The 25,162-nt window shown below is 67.9% G+C and carries 15 protein-coding genes; 6 read left to right on the top strand and 9 right to left on the bottom strand.

What is annotated here, in order from left to right; translation table 11 throughout:
• The first annotated feature begins 254 nt into the window (after positions 1-254).
• Positions 255-1,298, top strand: a complete 1,044-nt coding sequence (locus tag ASD35_RS24870) for an integron integrase (protein ID WP_056877651.1) — start codon at positions 255-257, stop codon at positions 1,296-1,298.
• 121 nt (positions 1,299-1,419) lie between these two features.
• On the opposite strand, the gene malQ is transcribed toward ASD35_RS24870, so the two are convergent.
• From malQ to ASD35_RS24850, 4 genes are all read right to left on the bottom strand, one after another.
• Positions 1,420-2,931 (bottom strand): 4-alpha-glucanotransferase, encoded by a 1,512-nt coding sequence (gene malQ, locus ASD35_RS24865; protein WP_056877650.1) that lies wholly within the window; start codon positions 2,929-2,931, stop codon positions 1,420-1,422.
• Between the two features lie 2 nt (positions 2,932-2,933).
• Entirely contained in the window at positions 2,934-5,006 is a 2,073-nt protein-coding gene (gene glgX, locus ASD35_RS24860) for a glycogen debranching protein GlgX (protein ID WP_056877649.1), read from the bottom strand.
• Between the two features lie 24 nt (positions 5,007-5,030).
• Positions 5,031-7,217, bottom strand: a complete 2,187-nt coding sequence (gene glgB / locus ASD35_RS24855; RefSeq protein ID WP_056877648.1) for a 1,4-alpha-glucan branching protein GlgB — start codon at positions 7,215-7,217, stop codon at positions 5,031-5,033.
• Between the two features lie 81 nt (positions 7,218-7,298).
• Entirely contained in the window at positions 7,299-9,797 is a 2,499-nt protein-coding gene (locus ASD35_RS24850) for a glycogen/starch/alpha-glucan phosphorylase (protein ID WP_235538455.1), read from the bottom strand.
• A gap of 316 nt (positions 9,798-10,113) precedes the next feature.
• On the opposite strand from ASD35_RS24850, the gene ASD35_RS24845 reads away from it, so the two are divergent.
• The 5 genes from ASD35_RS24845 to ASD35_RS24825 all read left to right on the top strand — a co-directional run bounded on the left by ASD35_RS24845 (position 10,114) and on the right by ASD35_RS24825 (position 17,604).
• Positions 10,114-11,238, top strand: a complete 1,125-nt coding sequence (locus tag ASD35_RS24845) for an ABC transporter ATP-binding protein (RefSeq protein WP_056877647.1) — start codon at positions 10,114-10,116, stop codon at positions 11,236-11,238.
• Complete coding sequence (gene malE, locus ASD35_RS24840; protein WP_056877646.1) at positions 11,235-12,410, top strand: maltose/maltodextrin ABC transporter substrate-binding protein MalE; 1,176 nt, start codon at positions 11,235-11,237, stop codon at positions 12,408-12,410. Before ASD35_RS24845 ends, malE begins: the two co-directional genes overlap by 4 nt.
• Positions 12,411-12,415: 5 nt before the next feature.
• Positions 12,416-13,984, top strand: coding sequence for a maltose ABC transporter permease MalF (malF, locus tag ASD35_RS24835; RefSeq protein WP_235538454.1), 1,569 nt, complete (start codon positions 12,416-12,418; stop codon positions 13,982-13,984).
• A 354-nt stretch (positions 13,985-14,338) separates the two neighbouring features.
• Entirely contained in the window at positions 14,339-15,229 is an 891-nt protein-coding gene (gene malG / locus ASD35_RS24830; RefSeq protein ID WP_056877645.1) for a maltose ABC transporter permease MalG, read from the top strand.
• 5 nt (positions 15,230-15,234) lie between these two features.
• Entirely contained in the window at positions 15,235-17,604 is a 2,370-nt protein-coding gene (locus ASD35_RS24825) for a glycoside hydrolase family 13 protein (RefSeq protein ID WP_056877644.1), read from the top strand.
• A 23-nt stretch (positions 17,605-17,627) separates the two neighbouring features.
• Here the strand turns inward: ASD35_RS24825 and ASD35_RS24820 are convergent, their stop codons facing one another.
• The 5 genes from ASD35_RS24820 to glk all read right to left on the bottom strand — a co-directional run bounded on the left by ASD35_RS24820 (position 17,628) and on the right by glk (position 25,061).
• A complete protein-coding gene (locus ASD35_RS24820; protein ID WP_056877643.1) occupies positions 17,628-18,467 on the bottom strand; it encodes a PA4780 family RIO1-like protein kinase in 840 nt (279 codons plus the stop codon).
• Between the two features lie 22 nt (positions 18,468-18,489).
• Complete coding sequence (locus ASD35_RS24815) at positions 18,490-19,224, bottom strand: sugar nucleotide-binding protein (protein ID WP_157275761.1); 735 nt, start codon at positions 19,222-19,224, stop codon at positions 18,490-18,492.
• Complete coding sequence (locus ASD35_RS24810; protein ID WP_056877641.1) at positions 19,221-20,747, bottom strand: tryptophan halogenase family protein; 1,527 nt, start codon at positions 20,745-20,747, stop codon at positions 19,221-19,223. The genes ASD35_RS24815 and ASD35_RS24810 overlap by 4 nt, the downstream gene beginning before the upstream one ends.
• Positions 20,748-20,857: 110 nt before the next feature.
• Positions 20,858-23,611: a TonB-dependent receptor gene (locus ASD35_RS24805; RefSeq protein WP_056877640.1), complete on the bottom strand. Its 2,754-nt coding sequence runs from the start codon at positions 23,609-23,611 to the stop codon at positions 20,858-20,860.
• A gap of 448 nt (positions 23,612-24,059) precedes the next feature.
• Positions 24,060-25,061 (bottom strand): glucokinase, encoded by a 1,002-nt coding sequence (gene glk / locus ASD35_RS24800; protein ID WP_056877639.1) that lies wholly within the window; start codon positions 25,059-25,061, stop codon positions 24,060-24,062.
• Between the last annotated feature and the right edge of the window lie 101 nt (positions 25,062-25,162).

The following is a 25,162-nucleotide window of genomic DNA, read 5'->3' as shown; positions in this document are numbered from 1 at the left end:
CTCAGCGAAACCTTCAGCTCTTCGAAAAGGCGCGGTCAATTCCATGAGGCTCAACGTGTTATCAATCGCTGACCAGCGTCGCCTATCTGGGTCAACGTCGCACTAACCGGCTCCCGCATTCGCACTGCAAGCGCTTGATCCGGCAAAGAATTTCGGCGGATTGACTGTTTTTTCATACAGTATTAAATTTGCCGACGAAAGCGGCTCTTGTTACAGGCCCCGCCGGGGCACTTGGCCGCGTTGGAAGGCTAGACATGTTGCCACCGTTCATCGGTACCGAACACGGTCAGCATTCACAGCCGCGGCGGTATGACAGTGCCCCGGATCTGCCGCCGTTGCGGGCCACGCGGCTACTCGATCAGGTTCGCGAGCGCATTCGTACCCTTCACTACAGCCCGCGCACCGAGGATGCCTACCTTCACTGGTGCCGCGCCTTCATTCGCTTTCATGACCGCCGGCACCCCAAGGACATGGGCGGCCCCGAGGTAGAAGCATTCCTGACCCATCTTGCAGCCGACCGCGGGCTGTCGACCTCAAGCCACCGCCAAGCACTGTCTGCCCTGTTGTTTCTGTATTGGAAGGTGCTGGGTCAGACCTTGCCATGGATGCAGGACATCGGGCGGCCTGTGCCCAAGCGGCGCCTGCCTGTTGTGCTTCACCCGGACGAGTTGGCCGCGGTCCTGGGGCAGCTTCAGGGGGTGCATCTGCTGCTGGCGCAGTTGCTGTACGGCACCGGCATGCGCATCACGGAGGGCTTGCAGTTGCGGGTGAAGGACATCGACTTTGCGCAGCGCGCCATCTACGTTCGCCAGGGCAAGGGCGACAAGGACAGGGTGGTCATGCTGCCGCTGACCCTGGTGGCGCCCCTGCGCGTGCAGTTGGGTGTGAGCCGGCAGATCTGGGCTGAGGACGTCCAGGCAGACTGCGCGGGCGTGCAGATGCCCGAAGCGCTGGCCCGCAAGTACCCCAGGGCAGGTGCGAGCTGGGGCTGGTTCTGGGTCTTCCCGCAAGACCACCACGCCGCCGACCCGCGCACCGGTGTGATCCGCCGGCACCATCTCTATCACGAGACCTTCCAGCGCGCATTCAAGCGCGCTGTGCAGGCCGCCGGCATCGCCAAGCCCGCCACGCCACACACGCTGCGCCACTGTTTCGCGACACACCTGCTGCAGTCGGGCAGCGACATCCGCACCGTGCAGGAACTGCTGGGCCACTCCGATGTGGCCACGACGATGATCTACACGCATGTGCTCAAGCTCGGCGGCGGCGCGGTGCGCAGCCCGCTCGACGCGCTCTGAAAAGTCCGTCACTCACCCGGGCAGCCGGCGAGTTTGGGGGACAACCCCAGCTCTGAAACTTGCCTGAATGTGGGTTCGCAAGCTCACCCCAACGGACGCGACGCGTTGTGAGCGCGGCCGCTCAGCCCGGCAGCTTCAGCAACTCGAACGGCCCACGCCCTGACGCCGCGGTAATCAGCCCCAGCACCCGCGCCGGCTCGCTGCCGAGCATGCCCCAGTGGAAACGCCAGCCCCAGTTGCCCCCCAACACGCCTGGCACGTTCATGCGGTGCTCCGAGCCGAGGCCGAGCACGTCCTGCAGCGGGTAGACGGCCATGTTGGCCACCGAGTTGGCGCAGGCGCGGATCATGGCCCAGTGGATGTCGTGCTCGCCGCAGGCGAGGTAGGAGCCGACGAAGGCGCGTTCGCGGGGCTGGGCCTGTGCCCACCAGCCGCGCACCGTGTCGTTGTCGTGCGTGCCGGTGTAGGCCACCGCAGAGCGCGGCCAGTTGTGGGGCAGGAACTCGTGGTCGGCCTCGGCACCGAAGGCGAACTGCAGGATCTTCATGCCGGGGAAGCCGCAGCCGTCGCGCAGCGCGTGCACGTCGTCGGTGATGAAGCCCAGGTCCTCGGCCACGATGGGCAGCGGGCCGAGGGCCTTGCGAATGGCGTCGAACAGCGGCATGCCCGGCCCGGTCTTCCACTCCCCGCGCCTGGCATCGGGGCTGTCGGCGGGGATCTCGTAGTAGCCGGCGAAGCCGCGGAAGTGGTCGATGCGGAAGACGTCGGCCTGGGAGAGCGCTCGCTGGATGCGCGCCGTCCACCAGGCGTAGTTCTCCTCGGCCATGCGGTCCCAGCGGTATAGCGGGTTGCCCCAGCGCTGGCCCAGCGGGCCGAGGTCGTCGGGCGGGCAACCGGCGACGACGGTGGTCAGGAAGTCCTCGTCCAGCTCGTACAGGTCCGGGCGCGACCAGCAATCGGCGCTGTCGTGGGCGACGAAGATGGGCAGGTCGCCCATCAGGTGCACGCCGCGCTCGTTGGCGTAGGCCTTCAGCGCGCCGGCCTGCACGTCGAACTGCCATTGCACGAACTGCCAGAAGGCGATCTCGTCGGCGTAGGTCTTGCGCGCCTCGGCCAGCGCTGCGGGTTCGCGGCGCTTCAGGCTTTCGCGCCATGTCCACCATGGCTGGCCGTTCAGCGGCGAGCGGATGGCCATGAACAAGGCGTAGTCGTCCAGCCAGCTTTGCGCGCCGAGACACCACGCGGCAAAGGCGATGCGGTCGGCGTCGGCGGCGTTCGCGAAGAAGCCCTGGGCCGCTGCGCGCAGCTGCTGCTCACGCCACGGCGTGACGCGGCAGTAGTCGACACGCCCGCCGTCGAAGGCCGGCACGTCGGGTGCGCTCAGCCAGCCTTTGGCCACCAGCGGCTCCAGCGCCACCATCCAGGGGCTGCCGGCAAAGGCGGACACGCCCTGGTAGGGGCTGTCGCCGGGGCCGATGGGCGTGGTCGGCAGCAGCTGCCAGATGGACTGGCCGGCGGATTGCAGCCAGTCGACGAAGCGGTAGGCGTCGGGGCCGAAGTCGCCCATGCCGTGCGGGCCGGGCAGCGAGGTGATGTGCAGCAGCACGCCGGAAGAGCGTTGGTTCAGGTTCATGTCTATGCGTGTCGCAGGACGAGAAGGGAACGGGCCGGCACATGGAGCGGCTGGCCCGGAAGCACGAGCGGCGCGGCGGATTCACCGCTGCTGTCGAGCACCAGCTGCCAGGGCCCGTTGCAGGGCAGGAAGGGCAGCGGCGCCGGGTCGGGGTTGAAGACGATCATCAGGCGCGGTGCGGCAGCATTCGCTTCGCGCAGCTGGGCGCCGAAGGCGCGCTGGCCGGTGTCGTGCCAGTCGTGCGGCGTCATCTCGTGGCCGCTGGGGGCGTACCAGGCGATGCTGGCCTCGCCCGGACCGGCGGCGAACCAGCGCGGGTGGCGCAGCAGCGGCTCCTGCGCACGCAGCGCCAGCAGTTGCGCGACCAGCTCGGTCATGCGGCCGTCGGCACGGTCCCAGTTCAGCCAGGTCGTCGGGTTGTCCTGGCAGTAGGCGTTGTTGTTGCCGCCCTGGCTGTTGGCGATCTCGTCGCCCGCGCACAGCATGGGCGTGCCCTGGGCCAGCAGGGTCGTGGCCAGCAGCGCGCGGCGCACGCGTTCGCGGACGGCGTGGATGGCCGCATCGTCCGTCGGGCCTTCGGTGCCGAAGTTGGCGGCCAGTTCGCCGTCGCGGCCGTCGCGGTTGTCCTCGCCGTTGGCATGGTTGTGCTTGGCGCTGTAGCTCGTCAGGTCGGCCAGCGTGAAGCCGTCATGCACCGCGACGAAGTTGACCGACGCGGTCGGCAGCCGCTGGCCGTGGTGGAAGACGTCGCTGGACGCGGTGAAACGCCGCGCGAACTCGCCGCGGCTGCTGCCGACGCCCAGCCAGTAGCTGCGCACCGTGTCCCGGAACTTGTCGTTCCATTCCAGGAAGCGGCCCGGGAAGCGCCCCACTTGGTAGCCGTCGTAGGCGGCGTCCCAGGGTTCGGCGATGAGGTGAACGCCGGCCAGCACTGGGTCTTGCCGCAACGCGGTGAAGAAGGCGGCGTTCGGGTCGTAGCCGTGTTTCGTGCGGCCCAGCACGGGTGCCAGGTCGAAGCGGAAGCCGTCCACGCCCATCTCGGCGACCCAGTAGCGCAGCGAGTCCAGCACGAACTGCGTCACGCGCGGATGGGCGCAGTTGACGGTGTTGCCGCAGCCGGTCAGGTTCTCGTAGCGGCCCTGGTCGTCGGCGGCGAGGCGGTACCAGGTGGCGTTGTCCAGGCCGCGGAAGGACAGCGTGGGGCCGAACTCGTTGCCTTCGGGCGTGTGGTTGTAGACGACGTCCAGCACCACCTCCAGGCCGGCCTCGTGCAGTGCGTCCACCATCCGGCGGAACTCGGCCGTCACGGCGGTCGGGTCGCCGCGGTGCGACGCGTGCGCCCAGCGCGGGTTGGGGCAGAAGAAGCCCAGCGTGTTGTAGCCCCAGTAGTTGTGCAGGCCGCGCTCGGCCAGGTGCGGTTCGTCGATGCAGTAGTGCACCGGCAGCAGCGACAGCGTCGTCACGCCGAGCCGCTTGAAATGCGCAATGGCGGCCGGGTGGGCCAGGCCGGCGTAGGTGCCGCGCAGGTCCTCCGGCACGGCCGGCAGCAGCTTGGAGAAGCCCTTCACATGGACTTCGTAGAGCACGACGTCGCTCGGCGCGCGGCGCGGCTTGTGGGCGAGCGCATGCGCCACCGGCGGCGGCGCGACGCGTGCCTTCAGCGCCTGCGTTGCGTTGTCACGGTGGTCCAGCGAACGCGGGCCGTCCGGGTGGCCCAGCTCGTAGCCATGGTGCTCGGCGCGCCAGCCGAAGTGGCCGACGATCTCGCGCGCCCACGGGTCCAGCAGCAGCTTGTGCGGGTTGAAGCGGTGGCCTTGCTCGGGCTGGTAAGGACCATGCGCGCGAAGCCCGTAGACGAGGCCCGGACCGACACCCGGAAGGAAGCCATGGAAGACACCGTCGAAGGGGCCATCGAGCGCGTACCGGCGCAGCTCGCGTTGGCCTTCGGCGTCGAAGACACACAGCTCGATGCGGGTGGCGTGCTCGCTGGCGAAGGCGAAGTTGACGCCGCCGTCGCGGGCAAGCGCGCCCAGCGGCTCGTGCCAGCCGGGTTGGAGATCGGGCAAGTGGGCCATGCGTGACTGCTACAGGGAACCGGGTCAGATCGGCACGAAGAACAAGGTGGCCAGCGGCGGCAGGTTGATCGTGATCGACAGCCGCCGCCCATGCGCCGGCTGCGCCTGCACCGGCAGCCCGGCTGCGGCGACGCCATTGCCCATGTTGCTGCCGCCGTAGTAGGCCGAATCGGTGTTCAGCGCTTCCTTCCAGGCCGTCACGCCGTCCGGCACGCCGAGCGAATAGCCCTCGCGCGGCACCGGCGTCATGTTGCAGACCACCACCACCATGCGCCCCGTGCCGTCGCGGCGCACCCAGGCAAAGATGGCGTGCTCGGCGTCATGTGCGCTGATCCATTCGAAGCCGCCGGCCTCGCAGTCCAGCCGGTGCAAGGCCGAGTGTTCGCGGTAGAGCTGGTTGAGGTCGCGCACCAGGCGCTGCATGCCGGCGTGGCGGTCGTCTTCCAGCAGCCCCCAGGGCAGGCCCTCGGCATGGTTCCACTCGTTGCGCTGCGCGAACTCCTGGCCCATGAAGAGCAGCTTCTTGCCCGGGTGCCCCCACATGAAGCCGTAGTAGGCGCGCAGGTTGGCGAACTTCTGCCAGTCGTCGCCGGGCATCTTGGCGAGCATGCTGCCCTTGCCGTGCACGACCTCGTCGTGCGAGATGGGCAGCACGAAGTTCTCGCTGAACGCATAGATCAGGCCGAAGGTCATCTTGTCGTGATGCCAGCGGCGGTTGATCGGGTCCTCCGCCATGTAGCGCAGGGTGTCGTTCATCCAGCCCATGTTCCACTTGTAGTGAAAGCCCAGGCCACCCGTGTACGTCGGGGCAGAGACGCCGGGGAAGCTGGTGCTTTCCTCGGCGACGGTGATGGCGCCTGCGATCTCGCCGACATGCTCGTTCATCTCGCGCAGCATGGAGATGGCCTCGAGGTTTTCGCGGCCGCCGCGGATGTTCGGAATCCACTGGCCTTCGGGCCGCGAGTAGTCGCGGTAGAGCATGCTGGCAACCGCATCGACACGCAGGCCGTCCACGCCCCAGCGTTCGATCCAGTACAGCGCGCTGCCGATCAGGAACTCGCGCACTTCGGTGCGGCCGAAGTTGTAGATCAGCGTGTTCCAGTCGCGGTGGAAGCCTTCCCTGGGGTCGGCGTACTCGTAGAGGCGCGTGCCGTCGAACTCGGCCAGGCCGTGGGCGTCGGTCGGGAAGTGCGCCGGCACCCAGTCCAGCAGCAGGCCCAGGCCCTGCTCGTGGCAGGCCTTCACGAAGCGGGCAAAGCCCTCCGGCGGGCCGAAGCGGGCGCTGGGCGCGTACATGCCCAGCGTCTGGTAGCCCCAGGAACCGTCGAACGGGTGCTCGGTGATGGGCATCAGCTGCAGGTGCGTGAAGCCCATATCGGCCGCGTAGGCGGGCAGGTGTTCGGCCAGTTCGTCCCACGTTGGGAAGTCGCCGGACACGCCGCGGCGCCATGACGCGGGATGCACCTCGTAGACGCTGATGGCCGCCTCGCGCCGGTTGGCCCGCTCGCGCTGGCGCGGCAGCGGCGTGGGCTCCGGCAGGGGCGCCACGATGCTGGCCGTCTCCGGCCGCAGCTGGGTGCGGCGGGCGTAGGGGTCGGCCTTCAGCGGCAGCAGCGCGCCATGGCCGTTGACGATCTCGAACTTGTAGAGATCGCCCTCGGCCGCGTGCGGCACGAAGATCTCCCACACGCCGGCCTGATGGCGCAGCCGCATCGGGTGGCGGCGGCCGTCCCAGTTGTTGAAGCTGCCGACGACGCTGACCCGCCTGGCGTTCGGCGCCCACACGGCGAAGCGCACGCCGCGCACGTCGCCGTGCTGCACGACGTGGGCACCGAGGCTGAGCCAGGGTCGGAAGTTGCGCCCTTCGGCAAAGGCCTTGAGCTCGTCATCCGCGAGCTGCGGATAGAAGGCGTAGGGGTCGGCGTAGATCCCCTCGCCCCCCTCCCCGGCGCCTTCCCAAATCACGGCCAGTCGGTAATCGAAGCGGTGCTTGCGCCGCGGCACCTGGGCCTCGAAGAACCCGGGCCGACGCTGCGCCAGCTCGACCAGTCGCTTGCCGCTGGCGGTGTCCAGCAGCGCCACCGTGGCCGCGCCGGGCAGCAGTGCGCGCACCCAGAGCCGACCGCCGTCGTCCGCATGCAAGCCCAGCCGGGAGAAGGGGTCGGCGTGGCGGCCTGCCAGGAGGGCGTCGAGGTCGGCGTCTGTGATCATCAGTGCACGCCCGGCCGCCCGAAGGGCACTGACGTCCCCACGGGGGGCAGCGAGCGAAGGGAGCGTGGGGGCATCATTTTTTCAGCTGTTCAAACTCTTCACGGACCAGACACGGTCCACGTACTCGGCGATCGTGCGATCGGACGAGAACGGGCCCATGCCGGCGATATTGCGCAAGGCGCGTTCAGCCCAGGCGGCGCAGTCGGCGAACAGCGTGTCGACCTTGGCCTGGGTGGCAACGTAATCGGCGAAATCGGCCATCAGCAGGTAGACGTCGCGGTGCAGCAGGCTGTCGACCAGGGCGCGGTAGCGCTCGGTGTCGCCATTGCTGAACACGCCCGCCGAGATGGCATCGATGACGCGCTTGAGCTGGCGATTCTCTTCGACGTACAGGCGCGGGTCGTAGCCCAGCTGCTTGATCTTGGCGACGGCATCCGCGCGCAGGCCGAAGACGAACATGTTCTCCACGCCCATGGCTTCGGCCATCTCGATGTTGGCGCCGTCCCAGGTGCCGATGGTGACGGCGCCGTTCATGCCGAACTTCATGTTGCCGGTGCCCGAGGCCTCGGTGCCGGCGGTCGAGATCTGCTCGGACAGGTCGGCCGCGGGGATGATGCTTTCGGCGAGGGTCACGCCGTAGTTCGGCAGGAACACCAGCTTGAGCTTGTCGCCCACGCGCGGGTCGCTGTTGATGACGCGGGCCACGTCGTGCGCCAGGCGCACGATGCTCTTGGCCGTCTGGTAGGCCGAGGCCGCCTTGCCGGCAATGATGACCGTGCGCGGCACCCAGTTCGCGTCGGGGTTGTCGCGAATCGCCTGGTAGCGCGCGATGACGTGCAGGATGTTCAGCAGCTGGCGCTTGTACTCGTGGATGCGCTTGATCTGGATGTCGAACAGGCTGTCCACGTTGACCGCGAGGCCCAGCTCCCGTCGGATGACAGCCGCCAGCCGCGCCTTGTTGGCGCGCTTGACGGCCAGGAACTCTTCGCCCAGCTCGCGGTTGGAGGCCAGGGTGCTGAGTTCGCCCAGCTCCGCCAGGTTCTTGCGCCAACCTTCGCCAATGCGGCCGTCCAGCAAGCCCGACAGCAGCGGGTTGGCCTGCTCCAGCCAGCGCCGCGGCGTGACGCCGTTGGTGACGTTGTGGAAGCGCTCGGGCCAGATGCGGGCGTAGTCGGCAAAGATGGTTTGCACCATCAACTCGGAGTGCAGCGCGGCCACGCCGTTGACGCGGTGCGACGCCACCAGCGCCAGCGACGCCATGCGCACGCGGCGCTCGCCACCGTGGCTGCCTTCGTCGATCAGCGAGACGCGCGCGGCCAAGGCCTGGTCGCCGGGGAAACGCGCCTGCAGCTCTGCCAGGAAGCGATGGTTGATCTCGTAAATGATCTCGAGATGCCGCGGCAGCAGGTGCTCGAACATGCGCACCGCCCAGGTCTCCAGCGCCTCGGGCATCAAGGTGTGGTTGGTGTAGGCCACCGCCTGGCGCGTGATCTTCCAGGCCTCGTCCCAGCCCAGGCCGTGCTCGTCGATCAGCAGGCGCATCAGCTCGGCGGGCGCCAGGGCCGGATGCGTGTCGTTGAGGTGGATGGCGTTGGCCCTGCCGAGGTTGTGCAGCGAGCCGAACTCGCGCAGGTGGCGCGCGATCAGGTCCTGCAGCGAGGCGCTGACGAGGAAGGCCTCCTGCTTCAGGCGCAGTTCGCGGCCGGCTTCGGTGGAGTCGTCGGGGTAGAGCACCCAGTTCAGCGCATCGGCCAGCACCTGGTGGCGGGCGGCGCGGGCGTAGTCGCCCTCGCAAAAGGGCTTGAAGGCGATGGGCGCCGCCGTGGCCTGCCACTGGCGCAGCGTGGAGACCCGGTCGCTGTGGTGGGCGGGCACGATGAAGTCGTAGGCCTGCGCCTCGATGCTCTCGGCCGGCAGCCAGCGACGCACGCCGGAGGCGTCCACCTCCACACGGCCACCGAAGCCAACGTGAAAACGCAGGTCGTGCCGCGGCAGCTCCCAGGCGGGCGAGTCGCGCGTCCAGTCGTCGGGCTGCTCCAGCTGGCGGCCCTGGCTGATGACCTGCGCGAAGGTGCCGTAGCGGTAGCGCAGGCCGTAGCCGAAGGACGGCAACGCCAGTTCGGCGAACGAGTCCAGGAAGCAGGCGGCCAGGCGGCCGAGGCCGCCGTTGCCCAAAGCCGCATCCGGCTCGCGCTCCAGCACGTCGCCCAGCTCGATGCCCTGCGCTGCCAGCCTAGCCTGCAGCGGCTCGGTCAGCTTCAGCGCCGCGAGTGCGTTGGACAGCGCGCGCCCCATCAGGAATTCCATCGACAGGTAGTGCACGCGGCGCACCGGCGCCTTGTCGCCACGCTGGGCGTCGCGGGCCTGCGTGGCGGCCCAGCGGCGGGCCAGCGTCTCGCGGCAAGCGATGGCCGCAGCGTGCAGCGCCGCCTGCGGCGTGGCGCCATGGCTGGATTGGGACAGCTCGCGTTCATAAGCCACCTCGAAGGCGGCACGCAAGGCCTGGTCTTCGGCGGAGAGGACGGGCGGCTTCTTCATCGCGATGGAGGCCTTGGGGCCGGGCTTGCGTTCAACGGGCATGCGGATTGGAAGGTTCATCAGTGCCAGGCCCCGACGGCGGGGGCAAGAATGCCACTCGACGGCAGCGTTGGCCGAAGTATCGAACAGCTCCGAGCGGTTGTGTAGTTTGACTACAGAGGGAAAACCCGACAGTCATCGCAAGTGATTGATATAAAAAGAATTCAATCAAGAAGCGTTAGAACTTCGCTGTTGTTATCGGCTCATTGCGAATGTATATTGTCTACAAACACGGGCCAATGGCAGAAATTTGCGCCCGACTTGACGAGACAGGCCGTGCAGTCCAGCAACGATGCGCCCGGCGACTGAAAGGTGAGCAGTGGCAGACGTTCGACTGACCGGCGTGGAGAAGGCCTATGGCGACACCCGCATCCTGCATGGCATCGACCTGGAGATCCGCGACGGTGAATTCATGGTCTTCGTCGGCCCGTCGGGCTGTGGCAAGTCGACGTTGTTGCGCTCCATCGCCGGGCTGGAAGAAATCACCGGCGGCGAGCTGAGCATCGGCGGGCGCGTCGTCAACGACGTGCCGCCCAGCGAGCGCGGCATTGCGATGGTGTTCCAGTCGTATGCGCTCTACCCGCACATGAACCTGTTCGACAACATGGCGTTCGGCTTGAAGCTGGCCAAGGTGCCCAAGGCCGAGATCGAGACGGCCGTGCGCGACGCTGCAAAGATCCTGCATATCGAACATCTGCTGGATCGCAAGCCCAAGGACCTGTCCGGCGGCCAGCGCCAGCGCGTCGCCATTGGCCGCGCCATCGTGCGCAAGCCCAACGTCTTCCTGTTCGACGAGCCGCTGTCCAACCTCGACGCCGCCCTGCGCGTGCGCATGCGCTACGAGTTCGCCAAGCTGCACGAGGACCTCAAGACCACCATGATCTATGTGACCCACGACCAGGTGGAGGCCATGACCCTGGCCGACCGCATCGTCGTGCTGTCCGCCGGCAAGGTCGAGCAGGTGGGCTCGCCGCTGGAGCTGTACGAGCATCCGCGCAACCTGTTCGTGGCGGGTTTCATCGGCAGCCCGAAGATGAACTTCATCGCGGGCGAGGTGGCGGCCCTCGGCGCGGGGTACGTGGACGTGAAGCCGGCCGGCAGCGGCGTCGTGCTGCGCACGCTGGTGGACGGCAGCGGTGCCCGGCCCGGCGACCCGGTCACGCTGGGCGTGCGCCCGGAGCACATCCGCCAGGGCGGCGGTCCCGGCAACCAGCTGCAGAGCACGGTTGCCTTCGTGGAATCGCTGGGCGGCGTCACTTTCGCCTACTGCCCCTACCCCGGTCTGGACGAGCCGCTGACCTGCCAGTTCGAGGGCCGCAACGGCTGCGATCGCCTGCGCACCGGCCAGGCGCTGAACCTGCATCTGCCGGCCGAAGCCCTGTATGTCTTCGACGCCGAAGGGCGGGCCCTGCGCCGCCTGGCCGCGCCGGAGCTGGCCGCATGAAGTTCCGAACCCTGTTGGCCGCGGCGGCTTTGGTGGCGGGCCCCGCACTGGCGGAATCGCCGCGCCTGCTCGTCTGGATCAACGGCGACAAGGCCTACAACGGCCTGCAGAAGGTGGGCGACGCGTTCGAGAAGGTCTCGGGCGTCAAGGTCGTCGTGGAGCATCCGGTCGACCCCACCGACAAGTTCCAGCAGGCCGCGGGCGCCGGCAAGGGCCCCGACATCTTCTGCTGGCCGCACGACCGCATCGGCGAATGGGCCAAGGCCGGCCTGCTGACGCCGCTGCGCCCGTCGGCACGGCTCAGGGCCGAGTCCGAGGACACCGCGTGGGCGGCGCTGAGCTACCGCGGCCGCATCTGGGGCTACCCCATCGCCATCGAGACGACCGGCCTCATCTACAACAAGGCGCTGGCGCCGAACCCGCCCGCCACCTGGGACGACGTCATCGCCCTCGACAGGAAGCTCAAGGCGCAGGGCAAGAGCGCCGTGCTCTGGGACTACAACAAGAGCTTCTTCACCTGGCCCATGCTGGCCGGTGCCGGCGGCGTCATCTTCGGCCGTGATGCGCAGGGCGATTTCGACGCCCGCAAGGTCGACGTGAACAACGAGGGCGCGCTGGCCGGGGCGCGAATGCTCGAGCGCCTCGTGAAGGACGGCCACATGCCCAAGGGCGCACGCTACGCCGAGATGGAATCGGCCTTCGCCCGGGGCGAGGTGGCCATGATGATCTCCGGCCCCTGGGCCTGGGACAACGCGAAGAAGGCCAGGATCGACTTCGGCGTGGCGCCCATTCCGGCCGTCGTCGCCGGCAAGCCGAGCCAGAGCTTCGTCGGCGTGCTGGGCTGCATGATCTCCGCGCCGAGCAAGAACAAGGACATCGCCAAGGAGTTCATCGAGAACCACCTGATGCGCCCCGCGGCACTGAAGGTGCTTGATGCCGACGTCGCCCTCGGTGTGCCGGCCAACAAGGCCTTCTATGCCGAGCTGTCGGTCAACCCGCTGATCAAGGCGAGCATGACCAACGCGCGCAACGGCGCGCCCATTCCGAACATCCCCGAGGTGGGTCGCTTCTGGACCGCGATGGACGCGGCGCTGGAGGCCATCACCAACGGACTGCAATCACCGAAGGACGCGCTCGACGGCGCCGCCGCGCGGATGCTGCTGAACAAATGACCGCCTTGCCCTCCTCCCTCGGCCAGGGCGCCTACTCGACGCTGCCCCCCACGTTCACCGAAAAGCTGGGCCGTTGGCTGCGCTGGCCGGCGGTCCTCGCGGCCATCGTTGCCGCGCTCTACCTCGTCTTCGCCATTTACACGACCGGCCAGGCCGCCTGGGCCGCCGGGCTGCTGGTGCTGTTCACGGCCGGCTTCTACGTCTATCTGAGCCGCGACGGCTTCGCCTGGCGCTACCTCTTCCCCGGCATCGCCGGCATGCTGGTGTTCATCGCCTTCCCGCTGGTCTACACGGCGCAGATCGGCTTCACCAACTACTCCAGCACCCACCTGCTCAGCGAGAGCCGCGTGCGCGAGTACCTGCTGGAGCAGCACGATGCCGTCGAGGACCAGGTGCTCGGCTACAGCCTGCATGCCAGCGGCACCGAGTACCGCCTGGCGCTGCAGGCCGAGGGCGAGCCGGCGCCGCGCTGGGTATCCCCGCCCCTGGCACTGCGCGCCGGCAAGGACTTGCGCGTGGACCTTGCAGCCCCGCAGGCGGCCACGACGCACGGCGCCGCCCTGCCCTTGCCCGAGCTGATCAAGCACCGCGACGCGCTGGCCGGGCTGGTGCTGGTGCTGCCCGACAAGACCGAACTGCGCTACCTCGGCCTGCGTGAATTCGGCCCCGTCAAGCCGCAATGGACGGCCAACGACGACGGCAGCCTGACCCGCATGGCCGATGGCGTCGTCTTCAAGCCCAACCGCGACACCGGCTTCTTCGAGTCGGGCAGCGGCGACGTGCTGCAGCCTGGCTTCAAGGCATTCATCGGCGCGGCGAACTACGCCCGCATGCTGTTCGATGCCGAGTTCCGGGGGCCCTTCCTGTCCATCTTCACGTGGACGGTGGTGTTCTCGGCGCTCACGGTCTTCTTCGCCACCGCCATCGGCATGCTGTTCGCCGTGATGCTGAACTGGGAAGGCATGAAGTTCCGCACCACCTACCGCACGCTGCTGTTCCTGCCGTACGCCGTGCCGGGCTTCATCTCCATCCTCGTCTTCAAGGGCTTGTTCAACCAGAACTTCGGCGAGATCAATGCCATCCTCGACGCGCTGTTCGGCGTCAAGCCGGCCTGGTTCGCGGACCCGCTGCTGGCCAAGACCATGCTCGTCATCGTCAACGTCTGGCTGGGTTATCCGTACGTGATGATCCTGTGCTCGGGGCTGTTGAAGTCCATCCCGGCCGACCTGTACGAAGCCTCGGCCCTGGCCGGCGCCAGCCCCGCGACCAACTTCTTCAAGATCACCGCGCCGCTCATCATCAAGCCGCTGGCGCCGCTGCTCGTCAGCGCCTTCGCGTTCAACTTCAACAACTTCGTGCTGATCGCGCTGCTGACCGACGGCCGGCCGGACTTCCTGTCCACCAAGCTGCCGGCGGGCCAGACCGACATCCTCGTCAGCTACACCTACCGCATCGCCTTCCGCGACTCGGGTTCGGACTTCGGGCTGGCGGCAGCGATCTCGACGTTGATCTTCTTCCTCGTGGCGGCGTTGTCGTTGATCAACCTGCGGTTGTCCGCCAAGGCGCAGAAATGAGGACGACGGGTATGGGTTGGGAAGCGCGGCAGCCAAGGGACTTCGTTGCTCCGGCCAGTGGCCTCCGCGCTCGCCAGGCACAAGCAGTCCACTGGGCTGCTTGTGTCCGGGCTCTCTCCCCCGCCCGCTTTGCGGGCTCCTCCTTTACCTTCGTCCCTTGGCCGCCGCACTCCCCAACCTGCACCAGTGGCCTTCTTCGAGAAGGGAACCCGCCGTCGCCGGATCAGGCCGGGTGGGCGGGCTGCGCAGGTAAAGGAATGAATTTGCCGGCCGTTCAGGGCCGGCAAAGAAGGGACACGGAGCAGACCGTCCACCCGGCCTGATCCCCATCCCGACAAAACAGGAGACAAACAAATGGCCATCGTCCTCGGCAAGCAAGCCCGCTGGCGCACCTTCGCAGCTCACGCGGTGATGTGGGCCTTCATCGCCATCACCCTCTTCCCGCTGTTGGCGGTCGTCTCCATCTCGCTGCGCCCCGGCAACTTCGCCACCGGCAGCCTGATCCCGACGGAGATCAGCCTGGAGCACTGGCAGCTGGCGCTCGGCATCCCCTACCAGGCGGCCGACGGCAGCCTGGTGCAGCCGCCCTTCCCCGTGCTGACCTGGCTGTGGAACTCGATCAACGTGGCCACCGCCTCGGCCTTCCTCATCGTGGCCATTTCCACGACCGCCGCCTACGCCTTCGCGCGGCTGAAGTTCTCGTTCAGCAAACCGGTGCTCAACGGCATGCTGCTGCTGCAGATGTTCCCGCCGGTGCTGGCCCTCGTGGCCATCTACGCCATCTTCGAGACCATCGGCACCTACGTGCCGGCCCTCGGCATCGAGACCCACGCCGGCCTGGTGCTGGCCTACCTGGGCGGCATCGCCACGCATGTGTGGACGATCAAGGGCTACTTCGAGACCATCCCGGTCGAGATCGAGGAGAACGCCAAGATCGACGGCGCCACGCACTGGCAGGCCTTCTCGCGCGTGCTGCTGCCGATGGCCGTGCCCATCCTGATGGTGGTCTTCGTGCTGGCCTTCATCGGCACCATCATCGAGTACCCGGTGGCCAGCATCCTGCTGCGTGAGGAAGGCAACCTAACGCTCGCCGTCGGCTCCAAGTATTTCCTGCACGACCAGCGCTTCCTGTGGGGCGACTTCGCGGCGGCGGCCGTGCTGTCGGGCCTGCCGATCACGCTGGTCTTCCTGCTCGCCCAGCGCTGGATCGTCTCCGGCCTGACGGCGGGTGGCGTCAAAGGCTGAAGCTCATGATGAAGACATTCGCGCTGCTCGCAGCGCTGCTTTCGATCGCGCCTCTTTCGCAGGCAGCATGCACCAAGCCGCCGCTGGGCGACGCCACGCTCTACCTGCGCGGCACCATCAACAACTGGGCCGCGCCGGACGAGCAGGCCTTCGAGTACCGTTGCGACGCCTACTACCTGAACCTCAAGGCACAAGGCGCGCACGAGTTCAAGCTCGCCGACGAGGACTGGACGCCCGCCCTCACCTTCGGCGGTGACGCCAAAGGCAACCCGGCTCGCGGCGCGGGCGGCAACCTCAAGCGGCAGTTCTCCGGCGAGCACACGCTGCGCCTGGCCATCGCCGCCGACGGCGCGGCGGCGCTGGACATCGGCCCCCAGACCTTCAAGCCCACGCCGCCCGAGCCCCTCACCGACCGCGCCGCGCTGACCACCCGCTTCGACTCACGCAACGCCGGGTCCAAGTCGCCCTTCGGCGCGCAGCCCAAGGGCCAGGCATTCACCTTCCAGATCGGCAACGACGTCCCCGGCCTGCTTCGCGCCACGCTCGTCATCGAGCGCCGCCGCATGACCGGCAACCAGGAACAGCTCGCCTACGAGCCCCTGGCCCGCATCGCCATGAAGCCCGCGCCGCGCGGCCTGGGCACGGGCTTCTCGGCGAGCTACAGGTTCGACGAGGTGGGCGTCTTCGGCTACTGGTTCGAGATCGAGACCGTCCAAGGCCGGTACGCGCTGCAGAACAACAAGGACGCTGTCTACTGGACGCGCGAAAAGGGCGCCATGGGCCCGGGCACTGTCGAGCGCCTGCCGTCCAACCTGAACCGCGTGCGGCGCTACCGCCAGACGATCTACGCGCCGGACTTCAAGGTGCCGGACTGGGCCCAGGACGTCGTGTACTACTACGTGTTCCCCGAACGCTTCCGCAACGGCGACACCGCCAACGACCCGCGCCCGGGCGGCGGCCGGCCGCAGGACCGCTACCAGGACCGCGACGTCGAGCGGCATGCGACCTGGAACGAGAAACCGTTCAAGCCGAACACCGGCGACGGCTCCGATGCGCTGTTCAACAACGACTTCTTCGGCGGCGACCTGCAAGGCCTTACGACCAAGCTCGACTACATCAAGGGCCTGGGCGCCAACGCGCTGTACCTGACGCCCGTGTTCCGCGCCCCCAGCAACCACAAGTACGATGCAGCCGACTACAAGCAGATCGACCCCGCCTTCGGCACCAACGCCGACTTCGAGCGCCTGTGCACGGAAGCGGCCAAGCGCGGCATCCGCGTCATCCCCGACACGTCGCTCAACCACGTCGGCGCGGACTCGCCCTACTTCAACCGCTTCAACAATTTCCCGGCCGGCGGCGCTTTCGACGGTGGCAGGATCAACCCCGCCTCGCCCTACGCCAGCTGGTTCAAGTTCAAGCCCGAGGAAAAGGAGGCAGACAAGCAATACCAGGGCTGGGCCGGCGTGGCCGACCTGCCGGAGATCGACAAGAGCAGCCCGTCCTTCCGTGCCTACGCCTACCGAGACAGCGACTCGGTGACGAACTACTGGCTGGACCGCGGCGCCGCCGGCTGGCGCATGGACGTGGCCCCCTGGGTGCCCGACGACTTCTGGCGCGAATGGCGGCAGGCGGTGAAGGCCAGGAAGCCCGACGCGCTGACCGTGGCGGAAACGTGGTTCGACGCCAGCAAGTATTTCCTCGGCGACATGTTCGACTCGACGATGAACTACATCTTCCGCAACGCGGTGCTGGACTATGCGGCCGGCAAGAGCGGCCAGCAGATGGCCGCCAACCTGGAGCTGCTGCGCGAGGCCTACCCGCCGCAGGCCTTCCACGCGCTGATGAACCTGCTGTCCACGCACGACCAGCCCCGTGCGCTGCATCACTTCGGCGAAGACCGCGACCTCGCGCTCGCCAAGCAACGCCTGCGCCTGGCCGTCTTCTTCCAGATGACCTACCCCGGCGCGCCGACCATCTACTACGGCGACGAAGTGGGCCTGGGCGGCGGCGACGACCCCTACAACCGCGCGCCCTACCCTTGGGCCGACCAGGGGGGCCGGCCCGACGAGGCACTGCTGGCCGACTTCAAACGCCTGACCCAACTGCGCCACGACCTGCCGGTGCTACGACGCGGCACGCTCACCGCGCCGGTGCACGTCGACGACCACGTCGTCGTGCTCGCCCGCCAGCACGGCAAGACATGGGCCCTCACGGCGACGAACAACAGCAGCGTCGCAAAGACCGTCAGCATCCGGCTGCCATTCGCCGCCACCACGCTGAAGGATGTGCTCGGCGGCGAGGTCATCGCCGTGACGAACGGCGCCATCGAGCTGACCGTGCCGCCATTGTTCGGCCGCGTCCTCGTGGGGCCTTGACGGCCGGCCGCCTCTCGCCCCCCTCAACCCATGCGCAGCAGCCGCTCCGCCTCTTCCCGCCGGGCGTCCTCGATCTCGCGCAGCACGGCCGACAGGTCCACCGCGCCGGGCTTGCGCTCGTAACGGCCGGTCAGCGGCATGTCCGGCACGAGCAGGCCGGCCGCGTAGAGCGCCCAGATCTCCGGGCCGTACTGCGTGGCCAGCAGCGCCGGCGCGTACTGGCCGAAGAAGTTGCGCAGGTTGTTCACGTCGCGGATCAGCATGCGCGGCGCGTGGTTGTTGCCGGCGGCGTCCACGGCCTGCGGCAGGTCGATGATGACGGGGCCGTCCGCGGCCAGCAGCACGTTGAACTCCGACAGGTCGCCGTGGATGACGCCGGCGCAGAGCATGCGCACCACCTCGTCGACCAGCGCCGCATGGTGCTGCAGCGCCTCGGCCGCGGTGAAGCTCAGGTCGTTCAGGCGCGGCGCCGCATCGCCGTGGTCGTCGGCCACCAGTTCCATCAGCAGCACGCCGTCATGGAAGTTGTGCGGCCGCGGCACCCGCACGCCGGCGGCGGCCAGGCGGTAGAGGGCGTCCACCTCGGCGCTCTGCCAGGCGGCCTCCTGCTGCTGGCGGCCATAGGCGGTGCGCTTGGCCATCGCCCGCCCCTGCCGGCTGTTGCGGACCTTGCGGTTCTCGGTGTAGTCGACGGCCTGGCGGAAGCCGCGCTTGTTGGCCTCCTTGTAGACCTTGGCGGCACAGGTCTCGTCGCCGCAGCGCACGACGTAGACGTCGGCCTCCTTGCCGCTCTTCAACTGCCGCACGACGCTGTCGATCAAGCCTTCTCCAATCAATGCCTGCAGGCGCGCGGGTGCTTTCATGGCGCGATTGTCAGGCCCGTGGCTATCGCGCCAGTCGGGCGGACAGCGGCGGCAGCCCGCTGGGCCCGCCGACGAGGCGCTGGTCGTGGCGGTAGTCCTCGTTCGGCTCCACGCGCCAGTCACGCTGGAACTTGCGCGCCAATGCGCGCGCCACTTCGTCGAAGCGCCAGGCCTCCTCGGCATTGCTGTCCAGGTGGTGCACGCCGGGCAGCGGCCGCTCGAGCAGGCCCAGCAACGCCGTGGCGGTGTCCGTCATGAAGGAGCAGGCCGGCGTCCAGGCGCTGCTGGCCGCCACGCGGCCGTCGCGCTTTTGCCAGTCGTCCAGCGTCAACAGCATGTTGTTGCCCGGCCGGGTTTCGTCGATCTGCCAGCCGATGCGCGCGATGACGGGCCGCGCGTTGGCCAGCAGCACGGCGTCCTCGCAAGCCGCCTTGTAGCGGCCGTAGTCGTCCCTGGCGTTGCGCGTGTCGCCCACGTCATGCGGGCCGTCGGGCTGGTGGTCGAAGACCATGACTGTGCTGGTGAACAGGAAGTTCGGGCAGCGCGAGGCCAGCCAGCCGGCAAAGCGCGCCGAGGCCATGCCCAGGTGCGCGATGGCGTCGACCGACTGCGCCGACAGCCAGGCCGCGGACAGCGCTTCGTTGTCGATGTCCACCGCAGCGCGGTCCCAGCCGATGACTTCGTGGCCCGCCGCCCGCGCGGCCTCGGCCAGGCGCGGCGCCAGCGTGCCGTTCAGGCCGGTGATGAGGATCTTCATGCCGGATGCGGCGCTGGCTTGGCGGCGCAATGCTCGGCGACGTAGGCGGCGTGGTCCGGCATGAAAGCCACGCACTTGGCCACGACCTCGCGCACGCCTTCCAGGTACTCGACCGTGTCCGGCTCGTCGCGCAGCTCTGCCAGTGGATGGTGGCGCAGTGGCGTGAGGTTCTGTCCTTCCATGACCTGGATCCAACCGACCTCCGAGAACAACTCGTTGTCACGGCGCACGATGCGGCCATGGCTGCGATAGAGGTCCAGTTTCTCGCGCAGCGTGTCGGGCACGGTCATGTGCGCGCAGGCCTGCCAGAACGCCGAGTCGTCGCGCTGGTTCAGGTGGTAGTGCAGGATGATGAAGTCGCGGATGCGCTCCCAGTGGAAGCGGCTGTGGCGGTTGAACTCTGCGATGTCGGGCGCGCTGAAGCCGCGGTCGGGAAAGAAGTCGAGGAGTTGCTGGACCGCCTGCTGGATCAGGTGGATCGATGTGGATTCCAGCGGCTCCAGGAAGCCACCGGCCAGGCCGATGGCGATGACGTTCTCGTTCCATGCCAGGCGGCGCATGCCGGTGCGAAAGCGGATGGGCCGCGGGTCGGCGAGCGGCTTGCCATCGAGGTGCGCCAGCAGCGTGGCCGCGGCTTCGTCGTCGCTGACGTGCGCGCTGCAATACACATGGCCGTTGCCGATGCGGTGCTGCAGCGGGATGCGCCATTGCCAGCCCGCGCGGTGCGCGGTGGAGCGGGTGTAGGGCGTCAGCGGTTTCACCGATTCAGACGGCACGGCGAGCGCGCGGTCGCAGGGCAGCCAGTGCGTCCAGTCCTCGAAGCCAGTCTGCAGCGTCTGCTCGATCAGCAGGCCGCGAAAGCCCGAGCAGTCGATGAACAGCTCGCCGGCGATGCGCTCGCCGCTTTCGAGCACGACGGCGTCGACATGGCCCGCATGCGCGCCCTCCCCGCGCCGGGTGGCGTGGGTGATCCGGCCTTCGGTGCGCAGCACGCCGCGCGCCTCGCTGAGGCCGCGCAGGTAGCGCGCGTACAGGTGGGCGTCGAAGTGGTAGGCATAGGCGATGTCGGCCAGCGGCGAGTTGCCGAAGTCGGTGCGCGGCGGCATGAACTTGTTCGCCTTGGCCGCCATGCGCGTGATGCAGTACTGCTCCAGCGGCTGCGCCCGGCCCAGCGCCCGCATGCGATGCCAGTACTGCTCGAAGGGCACGCTCCACAGGTCCTGCCCCAGCCGGCCGAAGCCGTGCATGTAGCGGTCACCCACGCGGCCCCAGTCGACGAACTCGATGCCCAGCTTGAAGGTGCCGCCGGTCTCGCGCAGGAACTCGTTCTCATCGATGCCGACCACCCGGTTGAAGCGCTGGATCATCGGGATGGTGGCCTCGCCCACGCCGACGGTGCCGATCTCGTCGGACTCGACGACGCGGATGCGGTAGCGCCCACGCAGCACCGTGGACAAGGCGGCGGCGGTCATCCAGCCGGCAGTGCCGCCGCCGACGATGACGATGTCTTGGAGCAGTGACATGGCAAACGATGAGCTGAGACGGGCGCGCCATGTTGGCACGCCCGCCACGATGTCAAAGACCCCTGCCGGATCACTCCGGCAAGGGTCGTCGCGCAGGCCTCAGGTGAGGGTCAGAACTTGTAGTTCACGCCGAACAGGTAGGTCTTGCCGTACTTGGTGTACTGCTTGGTCTGCGTGATGTCGTTGTTGTAGTACTCGACATAAGGCTCGTTGCCCAGGTTGTTGACCTGGAACAGCAGCGACAGGCCCTTGGCCGCGCCGCTCTGGAACTCATAGCCCAGCTGCAGGTCGGTGACCTTCTCCTTCTTGACGTACTCGAAGGCCCGATCGGCGCCGAAGCCCGTCACCTCGCCGACGAAGCCGTCGCGGATGCGCGTGCTGACACGCGCCGAGAAACCATACTTCTCGTAGTAGGCCGTCAGGTTGTAGGTGTTGGGGGACAAGCCGGGCAGCGGGCGCGAGTCGCCCGGGCCGAACGGCGAGATCTTGCTGTCCACGTAGGCATAGCTCAGCTGCACGCCGAAGCCGTCGAGCACATTGCTCACCATCTGCAGCGGCAGCGACACCGCCAGCTCGGCGCCGGACATGGAGCCGCCCGTGCCGTTGGCCTGGGTCTCGAACAGGCCGTTCGGCGAGGTCGGCGTGATGCCGCTCGTCACCGTCGGGTTGCCGAAGCGCTCGACGAAGTTGATGTTGACCTTCTGCTTGTAGATGTAGGTCTTCAAGTCCTTGTAATAGGCCGCGACGGAGACGTAGCCCTTGTTGCCGAAGTAGAACTCGTACGACAGATCCACCGCATCGGCCTTCCAGGGCTTGAGCGCCGGGTTGCCGCCATCGCCCTTCCATTCGCCGATATCGCCCTTGTCGTTGAGCTTCGTCAGGTCGACGCTGTAGGTGTTGGTGGAGCGCATGTCGTCCATGCGCGGGCGCGTGATCTGGCGGGCGAGGCCGAAGCGCAGGTTCTGGTTGGCGGCCACCTGCCATGTCAGGTTCAGGCTGGGCAGCCAGTCGGTGTACTTGGTGCCGTAGGTGGATGGACTCGTCGTGGCGCCTTGGATGTTGAAGGCGTTGGACCTCTGGTCCGCATGCACCGCCTGCACACCCACGTTGCCACGCAGCGGCAGGCCCATCAGCTCGCCGTCGATGTCGGCCCTGACAAAGGCGGTCGTGATGTCTTCCTTGACCGTCCAGTCCTTGTTGATGATGTCTTTGTTGCCGAGGTTGGGACGCAGGTTGTAGAACTGCGCCGCCGCGGCGCGGCCGTCGTACGAGATGAAGTTGCCCAGGCCCACGTAGCCCAGGCTGTTGGGCGCCAGCAGCATGCCGGCCGGGATGGTCGTTGGTGACGTCTTGAGGTCCAGGAACCACTCCGGCACGTTGCGCGACTTCTCGCGCTGCGTGAAGTTCAGGCCGACCTCGCCGCCGCTGAAGAAAGCCAACTCCTGGGTGACCTTGGCCGACAGGCGGGCGGACTTGATCTCGTCGTCGACCTTCGGATCCTTCAGGTAACCCGCCTGGCCCCAGCCGCCCGAGTCCACCAGCTTGATCAGCGCCGGGTCGGCGTAGTTCAGGCCGGCGGTGATGCTCGGCAAGCCACCGCCGACGGGCAGCACGACCTTGAACGTGTCGGTTGCGCCCTGGCCGCCAGGGCCCGTGCCGGCGTACAGCTCCAAGATGGATTCCTCGCGCTTGGCCTTGGACCAGCTCAGGTCGCCCACCAGAGTCAGCGCCGGGCTGATGACCAGCTTGCTGTTCCAGCCTACCGCCGAGATCGTGTCATCGCGGTCGTTCAGGTCATGGCGCAGCACCGGCTTGACGCCGATGTAGTCACCCTTGGTCAGCACGCCGCCCGTGATGGTGTTGCCGTTGGTGGTGCCACCTTCCACGACCGGGTTGTTCAGGCCCTGCGCACCCCAGGCCAGGCCGGCCTCGAAACCGCGCTGGATGGCATTGCGCTCGTAGGTCGAGTGGTAGACGTCGACCAGCGTCTCGAAGTTCTTGGAGGGCTTCCACTGCAGCACGCCCATCAGGCCGTTGCGCTTTTGCGTGGCCGATTCGTTGCGCAGCTGCACGCCGCCCGGCACGCGGACGTCGACATAGTTGGTGCCGTTGAACGTGCCCGTGAAGCTCGGATAGCCCCAGTTGCGGAAGTAGTTGTTCTGGTTGGGCGAATCTAGCCGCGCATAGCCCAGCGCGATGCCCACGGTGCGGTCGGCGAACTGGTCGATGTACGAGAAGCTGAAGCGGCTGCCCTTGTCGCTGGCGGCGCCCGGGTTCAGGCGGCCGAGCGAGTTCTTCTCGCCCCGCAGGTTGACGGCCATCGTGCGGCCGGCGAAGTTCAGCGGGCGCACCGTCTGCAGGTCGATGGTGCCTGACAGGCCCTGGCCCACCAGCGCCGCGTCGGGCGTCTTGTAGACGGTCACGCCGCTCAGAAGCTCAGAGGGGTACTGGTCGAACTCGGCTGAGCGGTTGTCACCGGTGCTGACCTGCTCACGCCCATTCAGCAGCGTGGTCGCGAACTGCCCGGCCAGGCCGCGGATCTGCACTTCCTGCGCGCGGCCGTTGACGCGCTGCGCCGTCAGGCCGGGCAGGCGGGCGATGGATTCGGCAATGGACGAGTCGGGCAGCTTGCCGATGTCCTCGGCCGAGATGGCCTCCACGATGGAGTCGCTGTTGCGCTTGACCGAGATCGCGGCCTCGATGCCCTTACGGATGCCGGTGACCGTCACCGTTTCGAGCTGTTGGGGCGACGTCTGTGCCGTGGCCGCCGCGGCGGCGATCAGCAGCGTGCAGCCGACGGCCACCGGGCTGATGCGGAAGGACGCGGTGGCATGGGCGCCGCGCTGGTCTGTGTGGTGGGTCATGAATGTCTCCTGTTTATGGATAACCGCTGGACCGCCACGCGCGCCGGGGCCGGCGGCGCACGCAGATGGGTGAGAACCCAACGTCTCGGAGCAGGTTTGTATCAAAACTAGATTTTGAGCCGCACCTGCGTAAACCCTAGAGTTGCATCAAAACGACCCGATTTCAACCAGATACCGCGGGTAAACGCGCATGCATTTCGCTGTGTGGCTTCAGATCCGCCCGAATGGTTCAAGCGGTTTTCTTGGAATGTGTAGCTCAACTACAAGTCACAACAACGCCGCAACGAACTGAGGCCCAGGCCCCATGCCGCACGCGTGGTGCCGCGGGGGTCAGCGCCACATCTGCGGCGCAAGGAACCGGCGCCCATGGCAAAGCACCGCAAGGCCGGCGGGCGCTTGCGGTGCTTGCGGGGGATGCGTCAACGCGGCGGGGCCGGCCCGCCGCGGGTCAGGCGTCGGCCTGCTCCAGCGCCATCGAGGCGCCTGACAGCGCAGCCAGCGTGTCGGTGATCAGGGCGGTCGGTATGCCCGCTAGGAAGGACTGGAAGCGGCCCTTGGCCTCGAAGCGGCGGCGGAACTCCGACTGGAAAAAACGCTCGCCCAGGCGCGGCACGATGCCGCCGCCGATGAAGACGCCGCCGCGGGAACCCAGCGTCAGCGCGACGTTGCCGGCGAAGCCGCCCAGCATGGCGCAGAAGACATCCAGCGTGCGGGAGCAAGCCGCGGATTCGCCGGACAGCCCGTGCGCGACGATCTGCTCGGTCGACAACGCGGCGACGTCCTCGCCCCGACCTGATCCGGCGAGCACCGCGGCCACGGCGCGGCACAACACCGGCATGCCGATGCCCGACAGGAAGCGCTCGGCCGACACATGCGGGAACTCGCGGCGCGCCTGGCTCAGCACGGCGCTCTCGAAGTCATCTGCGGGCGCCAGCGTGACGTGGCCACCCTCGCCCGGCAGCGCCAGCCAGCGCCCCGGCGCCCGCACGACGCCACCGACGCCCAGGCCGGTGCCCGGGCCGATGACGGCCATCACGGTGCCGGTGGCAACCGCCTCGGCTGCTGGCGGCGCCTCGCCCCAGGCGCGCAGCTGGTGCCCCCTGAGCCGCGGCAGCGACAGCGCCTGCGCCTCGAAGTCGTTCAGGCACAGCAGCGTCTGCAGGCCGAGTTCCTGCTGCGTGCCGGCGCGCGAGAAGTTCCAGGCGCCGTTGGTGAGCTCGATGCGGTCGCCGTCCAGTGCTGTCGCCAGCGCGAAGGCGGCACTGCGCGGCGCGGGCTTGCCCGCCTCCTGTGCAGCCAGATAGGCGCGGACAGCAGCGGCAGGCCCGGCATGCGCAGCCACCGGCAGCACGCGCACATCCTCGACCGGCGCACCCGGGCCGGCGACGGTACCGAAGCGCGCGTTGGTGCCGCCGACGTCGGCAACCAGCCAGGGATAAGCGGCGCTCATGCCCGGCACCCCGGCGAGATGGCAGAAAGGGAATGGAAATTCGGGGCGCAGGCTGCTGAGGACACGGGATGGAAAAGTTGAAATTACGGTCGCGGCGGACG

The sequence above is a fragment of the Pelomonas sp. Root1444 genome, assembly GCF_001426885.1.
Taxonomy (GTDB): domain Bacteria; phylum Pseudomonadota; class Gammaproteobacteria; order Burkholderiales; family Burkholderiaceae_C; genus Pelomonas.
Note: the sequence above shows the minus strand (reverse complement) of the source record. Positions and strands in the feature narration are given on the sequence as shown.